The sequence below is a fragment of the Psychrobacter sp. GW64-MNA-CIBAN-0177 genome, assembly GCF_040309585.1.
Taxonomy (GTDB): Bacteria; Pseudomonadota; Gammaproteobacteria; order Pseudomonadales; family Moraxellaceae; genus Psychrobacter; species Psychrobacter okhotskensis.
In genome coordinates, this window is record NZ_JBEOOY010000001.1 from 281,539 (window position 1) to 302,501 (window position 20,963).

At 43.4% G+C, this 20,963-nt stretch carries 15 protein-coding genes and 3 tRNA genes; all 18 read right to left on the reverse strand.

What is annotated here, in order from left to right; all coding sequences use genetic code 11:
- Positions 1-261: 261 nt before the first annotated feature.
- On the reverse strand, positions 262-696 hold the full coding sequence (locus AAEY79_RS01095; protein WP_352286874.1) for a type IV pilin protein: 435 nt from the start codon (positions 694-696) through the stop codon (positions 262-264).
- Positions 690-1,286 carry a type IV pilin protein gene (locus AAEY79_RS01100; RefSeq protein ID WP_025651729.1) on the reverse strand — a complete coding sequence of 199 codons (597 nt, stop codon included), beginning with the start codon at positions 1,284-1,286 and terminating at the stop codon, positions 690-692. Before AAEY79_RS01100 ends, AAEY79_RS01095 begins: the two co-directional genes overlap by 7 nt.
- Positions 1,279-5,292 carry a PilC/PilY family type IV pilus protein gene (locus tag AAEY79_RS01105; protein ID WP_352286877.1) on the reverse strand — a complete coding sequence of 1,338 codons (4,014 nt, stop codon included), beginning with the start codon at positions 5,290-5,292 and terminating at the stop codon, positions 1,279-1,281. Before AAEY79_RS01105 ends, AAEY79_RS01100 begins: the two co-directional genes overlap by 8 nt.
- A 41-nt stretch (positions 5,293-5,333) precedes the next feature.
- Positions 5,334-6,155 carry a hypothetical protein gene (locus tag AAEY79_RS01110; RefSeq protein WP_156915626.1) on the reverse strand — a complete coding sequence of 274 codons (822 nt, stop codon included), beginning with the start codon at positions 6,153-6,155 and terminating at the stop codon, positions 5,334-5,336.
- A 161-nt stretch (positions 6,156-6,316) separates the two neighbouring features.
- Positions 6,317-7,426 (reverse strand): PilW family protein, encoded by a 1,110-nt coding sequence (locus AAEY79_RS01115; RefSeq protein WP_084212284.1) that lies wholly within the window; start codon positions 7,424-7,426, stop codon positions 6,317-6,319.
- Positions 7,426-7,989, reverse strand: a complete 564-nt coding sequence (gene pilV / locus AAEY79_RS01120) for a type IV pilus modification protein PilV (RefSeq protein WP_352286880.1) — start codon at positions 7,987-7,989, stop codon at positions 7,426-7,428. The genes AAEY79_RS01115 and pilV overlap by 1 nt, the downstream gene beginning before the upstream one ends.
- Complete coding sequence (locus tag AAEY79_RS01125; protein WP_352286883.1) at positions 7,989-8,468, reverse strand: prepilin-type N-terminal cleavage/methylation domain-containing protein; 480 nt, start codon at positions 8,466-8,468, stop codon at positions 7,989-7,991. Before AAEY79_RS01125 ends, pilV begins: the two co-directional genes overlap by 1 nt.
- A 305-nt stretch (positions 8,469-8,773) precedes the next feature.
- Positions 8,774-9,577, reverse strand: coding sequence for a ComF family protein (locus AAEY79_RS01130; RefSeq protein WP_352286886.1), 804 nt, complete (start codon positions 9,575-9,577; stop codon positions 8,774-8,776).
- Positions 9,578-9,619: 42 nt separating this feature from the next.
- Positions 9,620-11,071 (reverse strand): phospholipase A, encoded by a 1,452-nt coding sequence (locus AAEY79_RS01135; RefSeq protein ID WP_352286889.1) that lies wholly within the window; start codon positions 11,069-11,071, stop codon positions 9,620-9,622.
- A gap of 665 nt (positions 11,072-11,736) precedes the next feature.
- Entirely contained in the window at positions 11,737-13,941 is a 2,205-nt protein-coding gene (locus tag AAEY79_RS01140) for a protein-disulfide reductase DsbD domain-containing protein (RefSeq protein WP_352286892.1), read from the reverse strand.
- 128 nt (positions 13,942-14,069) lie between these two features.
- On the reverse strand, positions 14,070-14,639 hold the full coding sequence (locus AAEY79_RS01145; protein ID WP_025651738.1) for a protein-disulfide reductase DsbD N-terminal domain-containing protein: 570 nt from the start codon (positions 14,637-14,639) through the stop codon (positions 14,070-14,072).
- A gap of 396 nt (positions 14,640-15,035) precedes the next feature.
- Positions 15,036-15,575, reverse strand: coding sequence for a type II secretion system major pseudopilin GspG (gene gspG / locus AAEY79_RS01150; protein ID WP_350587793.1), 540 nt, complete (start codon positions 15,573-15,575; stop codon positions 15,036-15,038).
- Positions 15,576-16,074: 499 nt separating this feature from the next.
- On the reverse strand, positions 16,075-17,277 hold the full coding sequence (gene gspF / locus AAEY79_RS01155) for a type II secretion system inner membrane protein GspF (RefSeq protein ID WP_201577316.1): 1,203 nt from the start codon (positions 17,275-17,277) through the stop codon (positions 16,075-16,077).
- A gap of 126 nt (positions 17,278-17,403) precedes the next feature.
- Positions 17,404-18,483, reverse strand: coding sequence for a hypothetical protein (locus tag AAEY79_RS01160; protein ID WP_352286896.1), 1,080 nt, complete (start codon positions 18,481-18,483; stop codon positions 17,404-17,406).
- 314 nt (positions 18,484-18,797) lie between these two features.
- A complete protein-coding gene (locus AAEY79_RS01165; RefSeq protein WP_352286898.1) occupies positions 18,798-19,733 on the reverse strand; it encodes an AraC family transcriptional regulator in 936 nt (311 codons plus the stop codon).
- Between the two features lie 820 nt (positions 19,734-20,553).
- Positions 20,554-20,629, reverse strand: a tRNA-His gene (locus tag AAEY79_RS01170).
- A 39-nt stretch (positions 20,630-20,668) separates the two neighbouring features.
- Positions 20,669-20,745, reverse strand: a tRNA-Arg gene (locus AAEY79_RS01175).
- Positions 20,746-20,853: 108 nt separating this feature from the next.
- Positions 20,854-20,930 (reverse strand) — tRNA-Pro (locus tag AAEY79_RS01180).
- Positions 20,931-20,963 lie beyond the last annotated feature (33 nt).

The window sequence follows — 20,963 nt, forward strand, 5'->3', positions numbered from 1 at the left end:
TCTTTAGAGATATGATAAATTTCTTTCTTACTATAACTGTTGCAGGTAGCGTGCCAAAATATCACTATTGTTGTTTTTATAGCTAAAACAAGGCTATAACTCCTAGTTCTGGCATCACTTAGACATTTATTGTCTTATAATCCTTACATAGAGCTACCAATGTTACTGCTAACCTACTGAAAATTGTCAACTGATATACTTTTGAGAGCAAATAGTAATTTTGGCTGACGTTTTTTGTCAGTTACTATAAATGTTTAACATTTATCGCCATTCACTGCCAGTGCCACAAGCACTATCACGGCATTTAAGACCCTGATAATTCAAAGTTAACGTTCCATCACTTTTCATTCTATTTCCATTAATAGGCTTTGCCGTTATTGTCCATTGAGAGGTTAGCGGATCTGGATCAAAGCTGATCGTATAGAGTGAATTACTTTGTGGGAAGTTACCACCGAGACCAGTGAGTAACGCATTGCTATATTGCCCTTGCGCCAGCTTGCGACTTTCGATAGTAGCAGCGATGTTTTGTAGCTCGCTCATCGTATCAGCACGGTGACCCCTTTCGATATAGCCTTGATAGCTTGGGTAAGCTATAGCTGCTAAGATACCGATGATAGCAACCACAATCATTAGCTCTATCAGCGTAAATCCGCGCTCATCTTTGACTTGTCTATATGTATTTTTTACCATTACCATGTTTGAGCACCATTTCCGCAATCATCTGCTCCAATCGCGATACTTGTCGTTGTCATACATCTGATACCAGAACTGGTAAGCATGATTTTGCTTCCAGTTTTAATATAACGAGTGGAATTAGGTACTGCAAGCATCTTCCATGTGCGTCCTGTGACATTGTCCACACCGGGATTTGCTACTAAGCTGACAGGCGTGCCTGATGTATCGCCATCAACTAGAGTAATACGATAGGTGTAATCATCGCCACTACCGGCAGGCACATTAATGATGGTATCATCCGCATCTGCGTAGCTGTAATCAGTATCGCCATTGCTATCTACTGTCTGTGGTACAAAGCCTTTATAAGTCAGAGCAGTAGCACGCCAACGCTCTAGCTCTAATTGTAACTGCAGCATTCTAGCTTGGGTATCACGCTCAGCATTGATGATGACATAACGGCGATAGCTAGGTACTGCGATAGCCGCCAAAATAGCTAAGATAAAGACAACAATCATCACTTCAATAAGGGTGAAGCCCTTTTGGGCAGTTGGGTAGCGACTTGCTGACACACCGCTCAATAACCGCTGTATGCTGTTGCCATATCTAGTCATTAACTGACTCCGATAGCTGCTCATACCATCTAGTGGTAAATAAACGATAGTCCATAATACTGACATTACCACCACCGGAGCCACTAGCGTTTACATTATCTGCACCAGTACTCGATCCTCCACAATTGCCGCCAGGACAGTTGGTATCTAGTCCTGACTCATTATCTGATGACCAAGCACCACCGAACTCAATACGATTGCCTGAGTCGACTAACTCACTGAATGACTGGGTACCTAACATAATACGTGTCGTAGGGTTCTCTGGATTAAAGGCGCCAAATGCCAGCTCTTGAATTCCCTTGCCTGCGCGTACAAACCCACCTGTACCATTTGATGATTTGTCTGTTGTAGCATCCTCTTGCTCACAGATACCATAAGGCAAACAATATATTTGACGCTCTGAACCACCAACAATCTGAGCGGCACAGCCACTGGTCTCATCATATTTCATCTCTGGGCTGTATGCAGTCATATAATAAAGACCACCAATGGCCATACCATCACCCATGGATTTGACATTTTTGACTTTACTATTGCCATCAAACTGATTTAACGGATAGAACCAACCTTGGGACGTAGCGACATTTGGTCGCATTGGTACTTTAACACCTGCTTTGGTTACACTGCCATCGTTTTGATTAAACGGCAATTCGATTAAATCATCTGAATCGAGGTTCTCAGTGGCTAACGTAATTTTTGTGTCTTCTCCATAAAGTCCTGGACTGGCAATATCTCGATCAATGACTCCGAACAATCGATCGGACTGGCTAGGGATATCATTGCGCAAGCGTGATATTGGATTGCTTCTATCACCAGAGGCGATATTGACTAGTGCAAACAGAACGCTTTGATCTTTATAAAAGCTCACTGAAGGCTGACCATAGAACCGGCGCTGTAAGCCTTTCTCGACCAGCGTACCAGAGTTGCCATCGAGTACCTTTACGATGCGGCGAGTAAAGTTATTGATACCTGCACTACCGCTGATAGCTTGCCCATTCCGCAGATCCACGCGGAATAACTGGCCGCCCAAGTCACCAAAATACAGATGATCGATCATACCGTCATCATCACGATCCAAGGTTGTAATTTTACTGACGACACTGTGCTTCATCTCTGGCACTTGGATATGCTTGCCCGAGGCACCTGACGTTCGGCCTGATATTGACCAAATCACATCACCTGTCTTGGCATCTGCGATATATACCGCATTGCCGTCCGTCATCGATTTATTGCAATCTTCAAACTCATTGTCAGTTGCATCCAAGCGGAATGTCGGATCTTCGTAGCATTCATCATAACCACCACCGAAGATAATCACATCCTTGATGCTGTTTTTACCCGTGCCAACTTTTATCTTGCCAGACACCGGCTCACTCCACACTTTTCCCAATGCTTGATAGCCATCAGTACTGTTATTTATGCTAAATAGCATTTTAGGGCTACTTAGACTGCTAACATCTAGACCATACATTCCCTTGCCACCTTGGCGTAGACCACCATAGACGTAAACTTTATCAGCGAGGATTTTTCCAGATGATTCAGATGTGGGAGAGCTAAAGTTGTACTTATAACTGCCTTGTACTGACCATGGTGCATCAACACCGAATACAGGTGCATCGACGATCGTACTTTCAGGCTGTAAAGCTTCAATTTGTTCATTAAGTATGGTCTTTGGGATAAATGCTAAACTCTCTTGCCCAGTTTCTGCGGAAGCAATATGCAAAGCACCTTCCATCGAGCCAAACATGACATAATCCTCACGGCTACTCTCATCAGTGGCCACCATGCCTGCATCGGCATCTATTTTTCCATCGCCATCACTGTCCTTGTCATTGGCGTTGATGTTGGCGCCATAAGAGATGAGCGTCGGTCTCGAGTGGATGACACCACCCAGCACTTTTATATCGCCTGGTGGGTTGACAATTATTTTTTCAAGCTCTGCTTGTACGCTATCAGTGGCAGCATCGATAGCATCCGCTGCAGCCTGAGTCGGGCTGGCATTATAACCTAGGAAATTTAGTAAGTATAATTTGGTCAAAGTGGTATATGAGTCATCAAGCGTATCGAATCCTTGCAGTACGCCGTCTTTGACACCTACTTTAAGCAGCTGTGTTTTGCCACCCACAATATTTTCGACATAGACATTACGTGTGGTATTGTCTGTAGTCTTTGGAGTCTTTGGAGTCTTTAACTGAGCATAAAAGCCACCCGCTGTGATTCTATTATTTACATTAATACTAACGCCAGCTTCGTTAAGTACCGTTTGGTTTTGTGTACTCCAGATATCTTGTGCATTTGGATTCAAGTCATCAGGAAAGCCGTCACCGTCATCATCGACATAGAGTCTATCGCCATTTTTTCCATATAGCGTGGCTTGTTTGACATGGTATTTTTTCAAGTTACCTGACCATATTGCTGCGTCACTGCCTACCTTGGGCTCTAGCATCGGCAGATAGGCGTAAGGTTTGATGCCTAGACTACTTAGAGGATCTGCGGGCACAGTGATAGTACCTGCAGGAATACTGGGTAAATCCGTTTCTAATTCCTGTATAACAGATAAGACACTACCAACGATGTCCTTTGTATCTTTAGCAAAGAAAAACCCACCTTGTCCATAGCCACCAACACTGACACTATCAGTATCATATATACCTGATTCCATACCTAGGTTACAGGCATTGCGTGCATCAGGATTGGCAGTAGCCGAAATCTGCGAGCAGTCGTAATACTTTTTATTATATCTATAAGGCGCGCCATCACTGTCCGTAAACCTAGTCAACGTGCGCTCTACTGACGTATAATTATTTGGATTGTTTACAGTATCAAACGTAGCACCAAAACCAACCATTGCTGTTGTCACTTGGCGCTCTGTCCTCAGTTTTTTTGCAAATGCACCCATGCACTTCCATTGGTTATTTTCTGTTTCAGCGCCCTCTAGCAGCCCACCTGAATCAGGACAAGAAAAGCTAGAAAGATTCAATGATGTTTTCATCATACTCTCTAACGTAGACCTTTCGCCCATACTGTTGGGTAAACCATCAGTGAGTAGATAGATACCTTCTGCGCCGCATTGCTGAGCTTCTGGTGCCCTGTACGTATTGCTATTTACAATTTCAGTATCTGAAGTTGATAGCATACCGCTGTACTGGTTGTTAGCTATTCCACCAGCTGAGCTGTTGCCCAACATATAAGCACCAGCATCAGTATAGGCTGCTGCCATCGGTGTGCCACCAGAAGCATTCAGATTGCCTAAAAACGCGAGGATATTCTGCTTTTGGGTCGCATCCAATGGTTTTGCAGGAACCTTTATTTGTCCTTGCTTACTATTTCCGTAACCAAATGCTCCAATACCAAGCGCTATATCTTCATTCATATTCTCAAGCTGTATGAGCTCATATATTGCATTTTTTAGAGAAGACATACGATCGTATTTTACCTCTCCATTTAGCAAACAAGCTTCAAGCGCTACACCATCTCTAATCGACCTCAGAGGTAAGTAACTATCAGCTAAATCATTATTAGGATTAGAGATCGGATTGTCTCTCATTACACATAACTGGTTGTCTTTGCCTACCAAGCCTTTAACTGTATATTTTTGAACCCAGTCTTCTTTTACAAGGTTGGCAGGTACATTATTGGGACTAAAATAATAAAAATTTTTATCTCTTACATTGAAACAGCCAATAAAGGGAAAACATTGTCTTCTGGTGCTATAAGCCCGATAGACCCTAGTATCTTCAAAAAGATAATCTCTAATGAAACTATAATCCCCTTTCATACTTCCTGATTTATCTAACATCAAAGTTAGCGTAGGTTTATTCGATTCGCTACTGGGTTGATAAATAGTCAAATCGCCAATTTTGTTATAGCTTGGATCGCCACTGCTATCATAGGAGGTACCAGCATGGGTTATCACTGAAGACGCCAAGAACGCACCCACCGCCAACGTGATAGCAGCAGGACGAAACTGTGGTGATAAGGCAAAGGTCGATTGAATGAGTTTCATATTTAGTTCCTACTATATGCGAATTATAGATATTGGCCACGTTACTTTGCTGATTGAGCGATATTGCCATTCGGCGTTAAGCCCAATAAATCCTGACACGCTTGAGATATTTTACCGTCACCTTTACCATAACCTTCATTTATACAGTTCTCGGAATCGACATTGTTTTCTAGCTTGGCTTCTTTGACTAGTACCTTGGCTGGTACACCAATCTTGGCCAAACACTCGTTACGCGTCTCGCCAAAATATGTATTTTGAGTAGAGTCATCTTCGTCAGTTCCAGCTACAAATGATGCAGCATTTTCGCTAGGTTTTTTTAGACACTCGGTAATCTTTGCGTCTGATACTTTTGACATCGCTGGCAAAAATGAGGTGGAGTGTATGCGAAAGCTTGGCGAGCTACTGGTCGCATCATCTGAGTTGATGGTTATCTCTAGCGGCACATTGCCAAATGGTGTCACTGGTAATGACTGTGTGTTTGGCCTGGTCACTGACACCTGAGTCATGACGTTTTGACGAGCATTGACAAAATCGCCAGCTTGACTAGGGCGACAAAAACCGCTTGAACCTGCACCGCCTACCAACTTACTTTGCCCCGATGGGGTAATAATAGTTGCCTCAGACATCTTAAAAAAATAGCTTTGGCGTGGACGATAACAGAACAGCACCTGATCACCACGGTTTGATGTGGCACCAGTATTCAAGAAATAACCAAAAAAACCAAGTGACCCAAGAATATTGGCTTTTTCACTGCTGTATGTCGGATCATTAATGATATTTTCAATATTCTTGTTGGATGTATCTGAAGTCGTTAGTAGTAAGGTATCTACCTGATCGCTAGTCGCCAAACGTAATGACGTCATGCTATTTCGTACAGCAATGACGCCTACGACAATAATTAATAGCAAAAACATTAAAACTACGATTAGTGTAGCTCCATTCTGGGAGGCTGGCAGCTGATATTTAGGATATTTATTCATAATATTATTACCTAAGCGAGACAGGTTTACACATCAGGTTTTGCTTAATCATCCATAACACTTATATTTCTTAATGTCACATACGACTCTACTACCGTGCGCAGATATTTTTTGCTCAAACCATTATTTAGGGTGGAGGTTTTACCCAATACAGTGAATTCAGATGGGCCTTCTTCATTCAACACTGCATTATCAGAGCGCAAAATCAAACCGTACTTTATTCCTATAATAGGCGGTTGATCTTCAAGGTCCAAATCTAGATAGTCGTTTACCGTATAATACTGTAGCTGATTGCCCTCTCTGGTCGATAATAATATATCGAAGTAATCCACATGGGTCATAACCTCCTGACCAGCATCACCAAAATCTCTGATTGTATTATTGGTTTCAAATTCAACAGATTCAGATAGCTTTTCATCTGGCCTACTTTGTTCAGTATACTCATCCATAACTTCGGTAATATACTTTCCTGCATCACAATACAAAGAAAGCTCTGTAGGTTTTGATGCGTCAGGTGCTCTTAGATAGAAGCGCTCTACAATGATTTGGCCATCGATGACTTCTTTTACTCCACCGATAGTGACCTTTCTTGGACCTAGCGCCAACTTACCTTCACAGTCATACATGTCTTGTGGCGCACGGTACTGTATGGTCAGCTGACCACTTTTCGAGCTCGTGTTGCTCGCTCCAGTCCACTCATTTGTCTCAGTACCTACCGTTTGATCACCAGTACGAGTTAATAAAGCAACATTTACAGGAGAGCCACCTAAAGTAATATTTTTGGGTACTTTTGGATCACCACCTAAGTCTTTGGGATTACGAAAGCTATCTAAAGCTTTATTGCCATCCTCATCCTCTATTGCATTCTCAGCGCTCGTTAAAGCGATACCAGAACCAGGTTGGTCGGCTGCAACCTTATCTGCTAATCCTAAGTTTGCAAGACGCGCTTTTCTTTCTATTATAGGTAGATTAAAGGCAGCATCTTCGACTAACTCTGAGGCGCTTGTTTGTATGCCTGCTGTTTTCGCATTGATCATATAGACTTGTACTGCAGCAGCAGATACAAGCAGACCTAAAAACAGCGATACCATGAGTTCTATTAATGTAAATCCCATTTGGCGTTTCCGACAATCTTGAAGCATTGAGATTCTCATTAATAAGCCTCCATTATCAGACAATGCGACCCTACTTTGTAGGAACCACTACTGTTGCCACAAGCATTGTCTTCACTGTCATCTAAAACAGGTATTGTTTTACCCCACGAAGTAATAATGCATTGTCTAGCATTTATATCAGCCATATCTGGGCAAGTGGTCATGTTTAACATGATATCTTGTTCACAGCCTAAATTGGCTGCCTGCCACGTGTTCAATGCTGCTATTTCTTCGGCGTTACAAGCGTCTGATTTGCAGCTATCTTGATCAAAACTGCTGCTTGCCTGTGCCACTTTCGCACAATACTCAGTGATATTATCTGTACCTTGATTCAGGGTGTTTAACGCTGTCATAAAATCATCAGTAGCTAAAGTATTTAAGCGCATATTTTCTGATAGTTGTTTTGACATACTCATAGCACGACTACGTACCAAACTCTCATCCGTAGCATTCAACGCATTTATCTGCAAAGCACTAAACCCTAATACAGCGACTGCCAATAGTAACAAAGCCACCATGACTTCAATTAGGCCTACTCCACTTTGGTTATCAAACTGAGGCATTAACAAGTTCCTCCTGCTGCGGTACTTATATTAGCAACTGCAGTAACGATAACCTGCATCGTAACAGATGAGTTTTTATCACATATGTTATAAACAACTGCATCCGCGCGCTTACTTGGATTAAATGTAATCGAAGATTTTCCCGCCTTTATGATACTCTTTGAGCTATAGCTATAGCTTGCCACCTCATCGGGGCTAACACCCTTGGTTTTTGTGACCATCGAATGAGTACTATCATCGAAACTGAACTCCAAAGCCTGTCGCCGAATCACGCTTTCGACCTTGGTTTCTTTAAGGGCATTTTCCAACATCGCAGCAGTCGACTTAACGCGCTGATTGGCCAGCTGCGTACTCATACTAGGCGCTGCTATACTGACAATAATGGCAAGCACAGCAATCGTTACCATCAGCTCAATCAGGGTAAATCCTGAGCTGTTCATTCGCAATTGGTAAGGTACATTTTTCGCAGATGCGTTCACATCAAATCCTATTTATGGCTGTGTGCAGCTCTAATTTCTTAAAGGCAATAAATACTTAGTCTTTATGGTAATGAAGCTTATATCGCTTGTTTTATATTTTTAATTACCTATAAAACTTCTATGCAATCATGCAATTCTTATTCCATTTAATTTCGTAAATAGCCTTGTGGTAACGGTTATATCGAAAAGTATAGAGAAATAACAAATTTAACTAAAGTATATTCATAATATAGCGGTAAGGTAACACATTAGCAACATAATAGTAGACACCAATAGATTAGTGATAATAGATTAGTGACAATCTATCACTGGTTACCGTGCGCTAATGCATAGGCAAAAAGATGATATCCATGGGAGGGTTGATGCTGATCAAGCGGTGCAACGCCGAATGAGCTGTGCAGTGTACGTCCTAATGCTTGCAGGCTAGCACCAGTGGTGGCAACATCATCGAATAAGATAATACGCTTGACGGCTGGCTTTTCGATTAAGGCAAAGGCATTGTCCAAATTATTCAAGCGTTCAGCACGGCTCAGTCCTTGCTGACTGATGGTGTTATCAATACGCTGCACCCCATGCCACAATGGTATCTGCCAATGCTTAGATAAGTGCGCTGATAAAATACTAACGGGATCAAAGCCACGTTTGATCAGTCGTTGAGCGGTGGTCGGCATGGCGACAATCACACTGTTATCATAATGACAACCGTGCGGGCGTGGCAATTGACGCAGAGCGTGTAGCAATAAGGGCAGCTTGGTCATGTCCTCAGAATGTTTAAACGCACGAATCGCTTGGCGCATCGGGTAATCATAATAAGTCGCTGCTTGGATAGAGAGCGTACTAGCAGCCGCGATGTCGACCTGAAAGGGCTTGGGCAACCAGCCTATACTATGATGACAATGCGAACAGAGCAGACCATGATTTAGTCGTTTATCAAAAAAACGACGCAGATTGGTAAGGTTCGAAGGATTGTTCGGTAAGGAGTCAGATACAGGATTGAGTATGTTTGATGAGTGCTGTGAGGTGCTACGATTAACGCGGCATAACTGGCAGCGTATACTTAGATACTCTGCCAGCCATAGTCCGGTTTGATAAGGGGCTAGGTGCTGCATGCTTTGGCGCTGCATGCTTTATGGTTAGGATGAATATTAATACTAAAAACCCTTCCAATCGTTAAGCACGATACCAAAACCAATCGAGGTATTTTCATGATTATAATCGATGATAGACTCGCCATAACCTTGGAATAGCTGCACAAAGCCATTGACGTTTTCTGATAATGGATAGGTATAGTCGATTTGTGCGGCCCCTTTATTGGTGCTTGGGTTATAACGTAAGGTACCGCTTAGGCTCTGCTGATTGGCCAAATCATATAAAAATTTGACATCGCCATAGCCCATATAATCTTCGATATCTGGATTGTCTTCACTACTGTCATCTTCATTATTCACACGCGCCCATAAACGCGGGATGACGGATAGCTTGCCCCATTCTGCACCTGCCATCAGATAAGCACGGTTCCATGAGCGCGATAACGGATCGCCTTGTCCATTAGAATGATGAATAGCGCCTACACCCAACATGCGTAAACGTCCACCAAAAGGTAGGTCGGCGGCTACAGGTTGGGTCAAAAATATCTCGGGCTGATAATCGGTGGCGCGAAATTCTCGTGAGTTATCCTCATTATAGACCTGCCAGTGCGACTCTTGGGTATAACCAAACCATAAATCTGCACTGGTATCAAATAAATCTTGAGCCACTTTCGTCTTCAAAGACAACTGAAACTTCAGCTCGGTCTCGCGTATGTCATTCGAAGAGAAAGACTCTGTTTCTTGAGACGGCGTCCCTGGGTTTAAGTTGGGATCAAAGGTATAAAATAGCGGCAACACGTAGGTTGGTCGGTACGGTCTGACCGTCCAAGTACCACGTTCGCTATTTTTATCAAGGTCATAGGCTAAGCTTAGCGGCGTATATTTTTCAATATCGCTTTGCGTGACACCAATGTTTTCTAAGACTTTTGCTTCTCTTTGCGTCAAGCCAACCGTATCTAAACTCTCAGTAGAATCGGATTGATTGGTCAGTAGACCAGTATCTGTCTTGTTGGTCTGTACAATGCTGGTGGTATTCTCTTCAGCAAAGACAACTTGTGGATTGCCTGAAAGGGTTGATTTAAAGGTTTTCGCCAAATCCAGGGATTGTTTGGTACTGGTGTAGCTTGGCGTTTCACCATCTTCAGCGACCTTATCGAAGCAGGCTAGACGGGCAGCACTGGTCTGTACTTGCGTACATTCAAAAAACAATCCCGCCTGCTTGGCGACGAAGTCCTTATCCGACAGCTTACTGCGATCAAGCAGTTTATTAGGGGTTTTTAAACGCTCAGAAACCACTTGCTGAGCATTGTCGTTTTCATAATTGTCACTTTCATACTCAACCGCAGCGTCCGCTACAGGTATCTCATTATAAACCTGACCGTCATTCGCCGCTTGTACTTGCAGAGCCGTACAACTTAAGGCGATACCCATAGCGATGCTCAGCGGTGTCTTTGAACCAAACCCTAAAGCCATGGTGCGTCGAGTCTGATGCTGGGGTGTGAGAGGAGCAAACATAAGTGTCCTTTGTCGTAATTGGCATTGATGCCGGTAGATTATCTAATGCAGATGGCATCAATAACAGGTAAGCTAAAATTGGTAGTCAATGATATCGATATTTGATTGAAAATTATTAGGGCGTGTGGCTCATAACCAAATGTTGGTAGCAATTGGTCATAGCGTTGTTACTTCAACATTGTTGCGTTATTGTAATAAAATTATCATCATTATACTAGCGTTATCAGAACTTAATCTAGCCCATGTTCAATTAATAACACCTTAACAGCTATAATTATATTCTTGCTGCTCCTAAATCATTCACGCTGTCATTGCTCAGCGTATTGTCTGTCACTCCCCTACCGATTCAGACATATAGCAACGCGCTCTTTGTTCGTGCAAGTGTGCTTTGCTATCCGTTATTTATTCAAGAGAAACACCAATTATTAGTCATAAGAAACCGGATTATAAGCGATAAAAAAGCCAGCCTCCTTCTCAACCGGTTAGGCCGAGAGAGATGCTGGCTTTTCTCTATGTTATTAGTTATATAGTCAGTGAAAAATAATATCGAACCATCACGCACAACTGATATCCATTTTTTTGCTTGCTGTGCCTGCGCAGACAGAGGCGACAAAAGATGGATATCAGCAGCCCCGTCGCGTTTTTAGGATATTTTGACTAGGGCGTTAGAGTGAGTTGGTATTATTCAACTCTGTTAAGGTTTGCTCAAACTCTTGGCGACCGATTTCACCGACTTGCTTATTTACCAATTGACCGTTTTGATAATACAACAGCGTCGGCGGACCAAACAATTGATAACGCGCCAAGATAGCTTTTGAATCATCCGTAGTTTCTGTGATATCTAAGCGCACCAATTGCCAATCTTGCATTTGCATAGGACGATTGTGGAATAGGTTTTTATCCATAATGCGGCACTCAATACACCATTCGGCGGTCACATCGACAATGACTTTGGGATTAGCCGCAGTAATTACATCTAGCTCTGCAAGGGTAGTAATGCGTACATCATTAGCATTACGACTGGCGTTATTCACTCCTGTCGTCTGACTTGTCGTTTGCCCCATCATGGGTGAGGCTACTGAAGCCAATGGATGCAGGCTATCATCGTTACCCAATGCTGCCCCGATAACCAGCGTCGTCGCCCAAATACCCGCAATCAAAGCCAATGCTTGGGTCAGCATACGACCCTTACCCATCCAGCTCCACGCCCATGTCGCCACGACCATAAACCATAACGCCCAAACCAGTAGCATCACTGGTGAGATGAAGACGCGCTCAATCAATAATAGCGCCACAGCGAATAATAATAAGGCAAAACCTAGCTTAACCCAATTCATCCACTCACCAGCTTTTGGCATGATTTTGCCCTGCGTCGCGCCAATTAAGATAAGCGGTGCCGACAGACCAAAGCCCAGCATAAATAACGCAGCGAACCCTAACAGTGGGCTACCGATGGTCGAGACCGCTAGTAACGCCCCAAATAACGGTGCAGACACGCAAGGCGATACCACCAAGGCTGATAAGAAACCAGCCACCAAGCTGCCGCCCGTACTGCCCAACTTACTATCACCGGCTTGGCTCAAGCCTTGCATCTTACTGGTAATGGTGCGCGGTAAACGAATCGTAAAAACGCCGAGCATATATAGCGCCAGCAGGACAAATACAATCGCGAAGCTGATTAAGATAATAGGGTTTTGTAGCCAGCCGATGATACCTAGTGACTCGCCAAAGACGGCAATCACTGCGCCCAAAATACCGTAAGCAATAGACACGCCTATCGCATAGCTTGTGGTTAAGATTACGCCTTTTTTGACCGTTGGATTTTTTTGCCGAGCGACGATGTTAGCAACAATGGGCAGCATTGGTAATACGCAAGGCGTCAATGCTAAGCCCAAACCTGCTAAAAATAACAAGCCTAATGCCAACCAAGGATGGGTCGACAAACCAAAGGGGTCGCTTTCTTCTAAGCTATTGGCAACCACGTTTTTGCTGTCAATATTAGTGACATTGTTATTGTTATTATCGAGCGCTCCATTATTGCTGGCTATCCCGCCTACGATGCTGGTATCCGCGCCAGAGAGGGTGTTACTAGCTGTGATTTCGCTGTCTAAAGTACCTTCATCCATCAAGGCATAGTCAATAACCTCGTCATCTACCAGCGACCGCTCGGCTTCAGAGGGTACAGCATTCGCCTTATTTGCCTGAGCTGTTACGGGCAATGTGGTTGCAATGGCAGCCTTGCTATTATTTTGGCTGGCTTGATTGTTAGCGTTCTTAGCAGTACCGGCAGCGGACTGTTGTAAGGCCACAATATTAACGGTCGTTTTAATCTTTTCAGGCGGATAACATAGACCGGCTTTAGCACAGCCCTGCCAGCCAATCGTCACAGCGGCGTCACTGACACTCTGACCATTACTGCTGGTTAATATCGTCGTCGCGACCATATTGGCTTGGTCAAAGACAGCTACTTTGCCATAGGTAGGATCGTCAATTGCAACCGGCGATTGGCTAAATTGAAATGGTGCGGCACTCACGCCAGCCGGTAAAGTTAGCTTGATTTGATCTTTATAAACATAATGCTCAGGCGTAATATCAAAGTTAATCGCTAAGCGCGTGCCTGATGTTGTGCCTTTACTGCTGCTAGTGACTTGAAAGGCTTGATCAACCGGCAAAAACTTCGACTGGGCAGCACTTTTATCGCTACTAAAAAGGTCGCTAAGCCCAGCCGCTTGTACCGTCATCGAGGTCGCTGTCATACTAGCAAGCAGCGAGCCACTAGCGATAGCAAATGCCAATAGATGGTTTTTGGCAGCAGACGTTTTGGCGGCAGACGTTGATGATGATTCTGTTGTTGACGTCTTTTTAGACATTAAGAACTACCTTTTTATAGCGAATGTTGGGGCAGACTGGCTTTTTGAGTAAGCGGCTTAACTACTCAACTAAGGCGCATCATCAATGAACACATAGACTAATTGACGACACGCCCTAGCGTTAAATGCTATTTACGTGGCGTAGCGATATTAACCGTGGTTTTAATTTTTTCTGGTGGATAGCACAAGCCAGCTTTAGCGCAGCCTTGCCAACCAATAATCACTGGTACATTCTTGGCACCTTTACCGTTATTAGTGGTCAACGTAGTAGTCGCCACTACGTTTTTTTGGGTAAATACAGGTACCTTACCAAAAGTAGGATCATCAATTGAGACGGGCGATTGACTAAAGGTAAATGGTGTCGCGCTCACGCCCTTAGGAAAATTCAAGGTAAGCTTGTCTTTATAGACATAATGACCGGGCGTAATCTCAAAAGCGATCGATAGGCGCGTACCGTTGCTGGTTGCTTTGCCGCTACTGACGACTTGAAAGGCCTGATCGACTGGCAGAAACTTCGACTTCGCAGCACTGTTTTGATTGCCAAATAAATCACTCAAACTAGCCGCTTGCGCCGTCACTGAAGTCGCCATTAGGCCCGTGAATAGCGTACTAGCCGCTAAAACAAAAGACAATAAGTAAGACTTTTTTGCACTGGCTTTGCTTGCTACTACTGTAGTGGCTGGCTTAAAAATGATCATGAGTGGCTACCTTTGATTACAACTGTCGATGTTTGGGGTCTGTTGAACATTCAAATATTAGGACTGCCAGTGCCACATTTGAATGTTCAACAAACCCTAATAGTGTGCTCATTATATGCCAAACACCTAACGCTACGATTAATGCTCTTAAAGCTAAATGTAGAGACGCACCTATATCGAGTGAAAAGTAATATCAATACATCACTCACTGCTGACATCAATATTGCTTGCTGTGCCTGCGCAGACAAAGCCTACAAAAAATTGATATCAGCAATACCGTCGCGTTTTTAGGATATTTTGACTGTAGAACAAAGCATCTGCTCTATGAATAAAAAATATCAACCAATAACACCTTATTGATTGATATGCAGCACTCATTAATAGCGTCAAATGATTCTATAGCTTGGCATAAATATCCGCATCTTGACCTTCGCCGCCCTGCTGACCGTCTGCCCCTAACGAAAACAAGTCATAAGGGCGACCTTCGTTACCGGGTGCGGCATATTGCATCTCGTTTTCCCAACCATCGGTCGGATAGCCACCTTTAATATAGCCACCGTCAGGATAGTTTTTGGCATCGGCAGGCGGAGTAGTAAGAGCATCTAGACCTTGCGCGGTGGTCGGATAGCGCGAGTTATCCACCTTATACATATCCAAAGCATTTGAGACGGTCGCTAATGCGGTCTCAGTGGTTTTAACGCGGGCTTTATCACTTTGCCCGACCACTTTTGGCACCACCAAACCAGCCAAAATCGCCAAGATTACAATGACGACCATGATTTCAATAAGGGTGAACCCTGACTGCTGATACGCCTTTGACGGACGGCGCTGCTCCGACAATGGCGTCTTATCATTAATTGTATCTGAATAATTATTGGCTTGGCTTTTCGCAGGTTGTGGCATTGTCTTTATTTGAATATTGTCAATCATAGTCATCGCTTTTATCATCGCTTTTAGTATCAAGATAGTATAAACCGTAAAATAGCCGTCAAGTCGTATTGCTTAGTCTTGAGACGATTCTCACTATAGACTATGATTTTATTTTTATCCAGCGCTGCAATCAGATTGTCGGTATTGGGACTACTAATTTAAAGTAAAAAACGAAGGCAAAGCTTAAATGGCATGAGGGATTGAGAAATACAATAATCTTTCAAAATTTACTATAGCGTACTGCTTGGCTTTACCACAGTAAAAATAAGGCCGAGTCAACAATATACAACAGTAAGTAAATCTTAAGAAAGCTAACGCAGAGTTTAGCAAGATAGGTGAAATAGAAATATTGCCACGATGGCAAAAGCATGGTTAAAATCAAGTGGCTTTGAACAATAGAAAAGGCAATGAACAAGACAATGAAAGGAGCAATAAAAATAAGAAAGCGTATAGATTCTTAAAGTGAAGAGATGGAAAGAAATATTATAAAAGTAGCCAATAATTGCTAACCTGCTAAATCATTCATGTTCACAATCGGTAGCATGACTGCCATAACAATAATCATCACTATCACGCCCATGAAAACCAACATCAAAGGCTCAAGTAATGACAGCAAGGTACTGATAAAGTTGGTGGCTTCCGCTTCTTGCATGTTGGCTGCACGGCTGAGCATATTTTCAAGCTCGCCTGAGTTCTCGCCACTTTTGATCATCTGTACCATCATCGGCGGAAAGTATGAGGATTTTTCTAATTGACTGGATAAGCTTGAGCCTTCTGTCACCCTATCGGCAGCAGTGATAATAGTTTTTTGAATATTTAAGTTGGTCGCAACGGCTGCGCCAATATGCAGCGCCTCAATCAGTGGTACGCCTGAGCGCACCAATATCGCAAGGGTACTGGCAAAGCGCGCCGCATTAAGCCCCTTCGATAGCCGCGCCAATATCGGCAGTCTTAGCACGATACTATCTATCGTCAGCTTACCTGCTTGCGTCTGGGCAAAGCGATAAAATAAGAAAGCCGTTCCTGATAATACTAGCAGCATGAGCCACCACCACTGGGTAATGAGGTTCGATAGGCTAAGTACAATTTGGGTAATCAGCGGTAGCGCCTGCTCTGACTGCTCAAATACTTTGACAATTTTAGGCACGACGAAGCTCATCAAGCCCATGATGACCCCAACTGCCATCACCATCAGTACAATCGGATAGACCATCGCCCCTTGGATTTTCTTTTGTAGCGCAAAGCGGTTTTCGGTGTAATCAGCCAACTGATTCAGGATCAAATCCAAATGGCCTGACTTCTCCCCCGCTGCAATAGTAGCAATATATAACGGTGGAAAACTGGCCGCTTGTTGCAAGGCACGCGCGAGGCTTAGGCCCTCTAACACGTGTGAGCGCACGGCGAGCATCAAGGATTTGATATGGGTTTTTGGGGATTGTTTAGCAACAGCAGCCAGCGTTTCCTCTAAAGGAATACCAGCCGCGAGTAATACTGATAGTTGACGGGTGAGCAATGCCAACTCATAAGCCGACGGTTTTTTATAACGGCTTTTATGTTGGCTTTGTCGGTCATTGACCGCACTGACTTCAACGGGCGTCCACTGCTTATCACGCAGCTGCTGGCGTACTTGCCGCGCAGAATCGCCTTCGAGTAAGCCTTTTTGGACACCGCCGTGGTCGTCGAGCGCTTTATAATGATAAGCGGGCATAGCAGCGGATATCCTAAGGTAGTCAAAAAAAGGGTTGAATCAGTGCTTGAACAATAAATTTCTTAGATATTGGCTTGCTTCGATAACGGATTACTTAGATAACGGACTACTTAGATGAAAAGTAACTTAAAAGAGTGGCGTCGAGTCATTACTATCAGGCATTAGCCCTTGCAATAATAAAACATCGAGATGCTGTTGCTGCAATTTTTTATCAAAATCATTCACTTCAGCGATCAACATTCTCTCGATACGTTTGTCACTGGCAAAAACACTGAGCCGCGCACAGATGACTGCCAACTGATAAATACGTTTTTTACAATAACTGTCCAAGCCTTGTAACAACCGCACCATATACGGGGTTTCAAGGCTGGCATAATCATAATCGGCAATAACCTGTGGACCGAGGGCGGTCACGCTATAGCTAATAGAGAGGTGGGCGCAAAAATAACAACTGAATAAATAGCCAACCACATGACCAATATAATAACTGCGATCATAGGTAAAACTACTGACCCCAAAGTGACCAAGAACGTAACTATTGAGACTGGCTTGATCTAAGATAGGCTTGTCATGTTTAAGCTTACCAACCGTCGCGAGACGTAGCGGATTATGACCATCCTGAGTGGTCAGTTGCCAACCCGCTGGCTGCTGAGCCGGCATATGACGCACGATATCCGCGATAATATCGTCGACCACATGCAGCTGCTGCCAAAGGCGCTCAATGGCATCAGTATCCATTAGACCGCGCTTATCAAGCTGCTGGGCAAGCAGATATTGTTGATATTCGGCGAATTGTGCTTTTAGCGTTTGTACTAGATAAGTGGGACGCGTGGCGGTAGAAGCCATATAGAGTAATCGTGTGCGTTCGTGCTGGGCGCGATAGAGTGCTACACGTTGCGCAGCAATACTGGTTTCGCTAGTAGCCTTTTTTTCGGTCTCTGCGCTTCCAGTCCTTATACTTTCAGTCTCTGGATTTTCAATTGCTATGTCGCCGATTCTAATCTCTTCAGAAGCGGGTAAGATAAATAACGCAAGCAGCGCCGCTTTATCAGGCAAAGTCTCTTCACTGTTTTTTGGCTTATCTTCTGACAGAGGCTGATTGTTTTCGACATCGTCTTTATTAATACGGCTATTATTTTCGATAGACGTAGAGATGCCTTGTTGGCTATTGGATTTTGTCGTTGGTTTTGCGGTCGGTTCAGTCATAACACACCATCAGCTTCAAAAATAAACATCGCTTGGCACGCCACATATCACTGCCAGACAGCAAAATATAACGCGCTAAAAACAAGTGGTCGCACTTCGGCAACTCATGACTCCATAGTACCTGAACCTAAACACATTGTCAGCTGTACCGCAGCAAAATAGCCTTAATCAAATAACGCCATTTAAATTTGGTTGTTGAACAAAAATACTAAATAACCAAGTAAGCATAAGACAAAAAAGCGTTAAGGTTGAATCGTTAACCTTAACGCTTTGCGACGGTATTTTTGTTATGGTACTGAAGACGCCGTCAAGCCCTAAGCTAATAGCTGTCTTTGGTACTGCTGACGATAGGCTTTTGGCGATACCCCATAGACGCGCTTAAAAGCTTGGCTAAAGGTCGAGTCCGACGCATAACCGACCAGCTCGCTGATACGGCTAATACTGTTTTGCTGCAAGCGCAAATAACGGGCTGCCAGCCGCAAGCGATAATCGATTAGATAGGTCAATGGCGGCATACCAATGGTGTCTTTAAAGCGCTGCGCAAAGCTGGATCGCGACATCCCAGCGACTTCCGCAAGCGTCAAAATCGTCCAGTTTTTGCTCGGTGCATCATGCATCGCTGCTAGCGCTTTGGTCAAAAACGGATCTTTCATCGCCTTTAGCCAATTGTCTGTGACCTCGGGGATGCTTTCGATATAAACGCGCAAACACTCAATCATCATAATACTCGCCCAATGGTTGATCACCGCCGTTTTGCCCATACGCTCATGCTTAGACTCTAAGGTTAACAGCTTAATCTCTACATCAATAACCTCAAATCGCCCATCGGTGTCATTATTAATCTCAGGCAATATCGGTGGCAATACCGATAATAAAGGACGAACCATCTCTTTGTCGTATTTGCACTCAATCAGTATCAAAGACGACTTCGCATCGCCATTGCTGGTGAGATCAAGCGTATTATCTTTGCAGTTAGTGAGCAGCTCATCCAATGGCTTGGCATCATCACCATGATGATTCAGCGCATAACTGACGTGTTGATAGGCATTGGGAACCATGATGATGTCGCCAGCATGTGCCTCTCGTAAGCCGTTGCCCACATCGATACAAAAGCTGCCTGACATCACCAAATAAAACAGAATAGTGTCTTTTCTGGTAAGCGAATACGACCAGTTACCAGCACCATTTAAACGATAGTATTTTGTCTCAAACAAATGCACATTTTGTAGCAATACACTCAGTGCGTCCATCAATAACTTCCTCAATAATCTATGGCAGTTGAACCTAACCCTGCAAAATAAACCACCTAAGAGATATTACACAAGAAAAATCACTTATTGTGGACTGCGATTAAAGTTATACGTACGCTAAACACATATCGAACGCTAATTTTTAACAATACGATTTTTTATAGCCTCTGTAAAGAACGCTAATATTGGCAACATTGACAGCGCTTAATGACTGTAAATAACTCTAAATGAGCTAAATCCTCGTAATGACCCCCACATTATCATGCGAAACTCTTAATTAACGATTTATATTTACTTAATAATTGGTACTTTACCCTAAAAGCAGTAGGGAGTTATAACTAAATAAAAGTTAAGCCCTAATCAAAACTAACTGTACTCATAAAATATCCTAAAAACGCGACGCTATTGCTGATATCAACTTTTTGTAATCTTTGTCTGCGCAGGCACAGCAAGTAAGCAAGCAAGCAAGGAAAATAGATATCAGCAGTGCGTAATGGTTTGATATTATTTTTCACTCACTGTAGCGCTCATAAAACACTGGTAAGAAATTTAGCGCCTAACAAGTCCGTTGGCAACTAAAGAAGCCAACAGTGCGTGCGTAAAAAACAAGGAACAAAATAAGATTGTCTAACCGGCAAAAAACAGTCAGAGCAGTGGAAAAAATTGAAGAGATAGAAGGAATAAAATGCAAAGGTAGAAAGTACAGAGATAGGAAGTTCAGATATAAAAAGCACAAATATAAAAAACGCAGACGAAAAAAAATGCCAACGAGGGCAATTAGTGGGTATAAAAGTTATGTAGAAAATTATACTAAATAAAATGGGGCGACTGATGGGACTCGAACCCACGACAACCGAGATCACAACCCGGGGCTCTACCAACTGAGCTACAACCGCCATAACTATTGCCAAGGAAGGCAAGATTTGCAGGCTAAATGGTGCGCCTGGCAGGATTCGAACCTGCGGCCACCTCCTTAGAAGGGAGATGCTCTATCCAGCTGAGCTACAGGCGCTCTTAGAGGACTTTTATACATCTTGATCTGTTTATAATAGCAAAAACTTATAGCATCAAAACAATATCATTATACATAAAAAAAAGCCTGTAAGGCTCTTAAAATAGATGGTCGGAGTGATAGGATTCGAACCTACGACCCTCTGGTCCCAAACCAGATGCGCTACCAAACTGCGCCACACTCCGAAATTTTCTATTATCACGATAGTTAAGTTGATT

Bases quoted from the DNA above. Each gene is read 5' to 3' on its own strand.
- AAEY79_RS01100 (WP_025651729.1), bottom strand. From the start codon at position 1,286: ATGACTAGATATGGCAACAGCATACAGCGGTTATTGAGCGGTGTGTCA.
- AAEY79_RS01140 (WP_352286892.1), bottom strand. From the start codon at position 13,941: ATGTCTAAAAAGACGTCAACAACAGAATCATCATCAACGTCTGCCGCC.
- AAEY79_RS01115 (WP_084212284.1), bottom strand. From the start codon at position 7,426: ATGAGAATCTCAATGCTTCAAGATTGTCGGAAACGCCAAATGGGATTT.
- AAEY79_RS01130 (WP_352286886.1), bottom strand. From the start codon at position 9,577: ATGCAGCACCTAGCCCCTTATCAAACCGGACTATGGCTGGCAGAGTAT.
- AAEY79_RS01160 (WP_352286896.1), bottom strand. From the start codon at position 18,483: ATGACTGAACCGACCGCAAAACCAACGACAAAATCCAATAGCCAACAA.
- gspF (WP_201577316.1), bottom strand. From the start codon at position 17,277: ATGCCCGCTTATCATTATAAAGCGCTCGACGACCACGGCGGTGTCCAA.
- gspG (WP_350587793.1), bottom strand. From the start codon at position 15,575: ATGACTATGATTGACAATATTCAAATAAAGACAATGCCACAACCTGCG.
- pilV (WP_352286880.1), bottom strand. From the start codon at position 7,989: ATGCCTCAGTTTGATAACCAAAGTGGAGTAGGCCTAATTGAAGTCATG.
- AAEY79_RS01110 (WP_156915626.1), bottom strand. From the start codon at position 6,155: ATGACGTCATTACGTTTGGCGACTAGCGATCAGGTAGATACCTTACTA.
- AAEY79_RS01095 (WP_352286874.1), bottom strand. From the start codon at position 696: ATGGTAATGGTAAAAAATACATATAGACAAGTCAAAGATGAGCGCGGA.
- AAEY79_RS01145 (WP_025651738.1), bottom strand. From the start codon at position 14,639: ATGATCATTTTTAAGCCAGCCACTACAGTAGTAGCAAGCAAAGCCAGT.
- AAEY79_RS01105 (WP_352286877.1), bottom strand. From the start codon at position 5,292: ATGAAACTCATTCAATCGACCTTTGCCTTATCACCACAGTTTCGTCCT.
- AAEY79_RS01165 (WP_352286898.1), bottom strand. From the start codon at position 19,733: ATGGACGCACTGAGTGTATTGCTACAAAATGTGCATTTGTTTGAGACA.
- AAEY79_RS01135 (WP_352286889.1), bottom strand. From the start codon at position 11,071: ATGTTTGCTCCTCTCACACCCCAGCATCAGACTCGACGCACCATGGCT.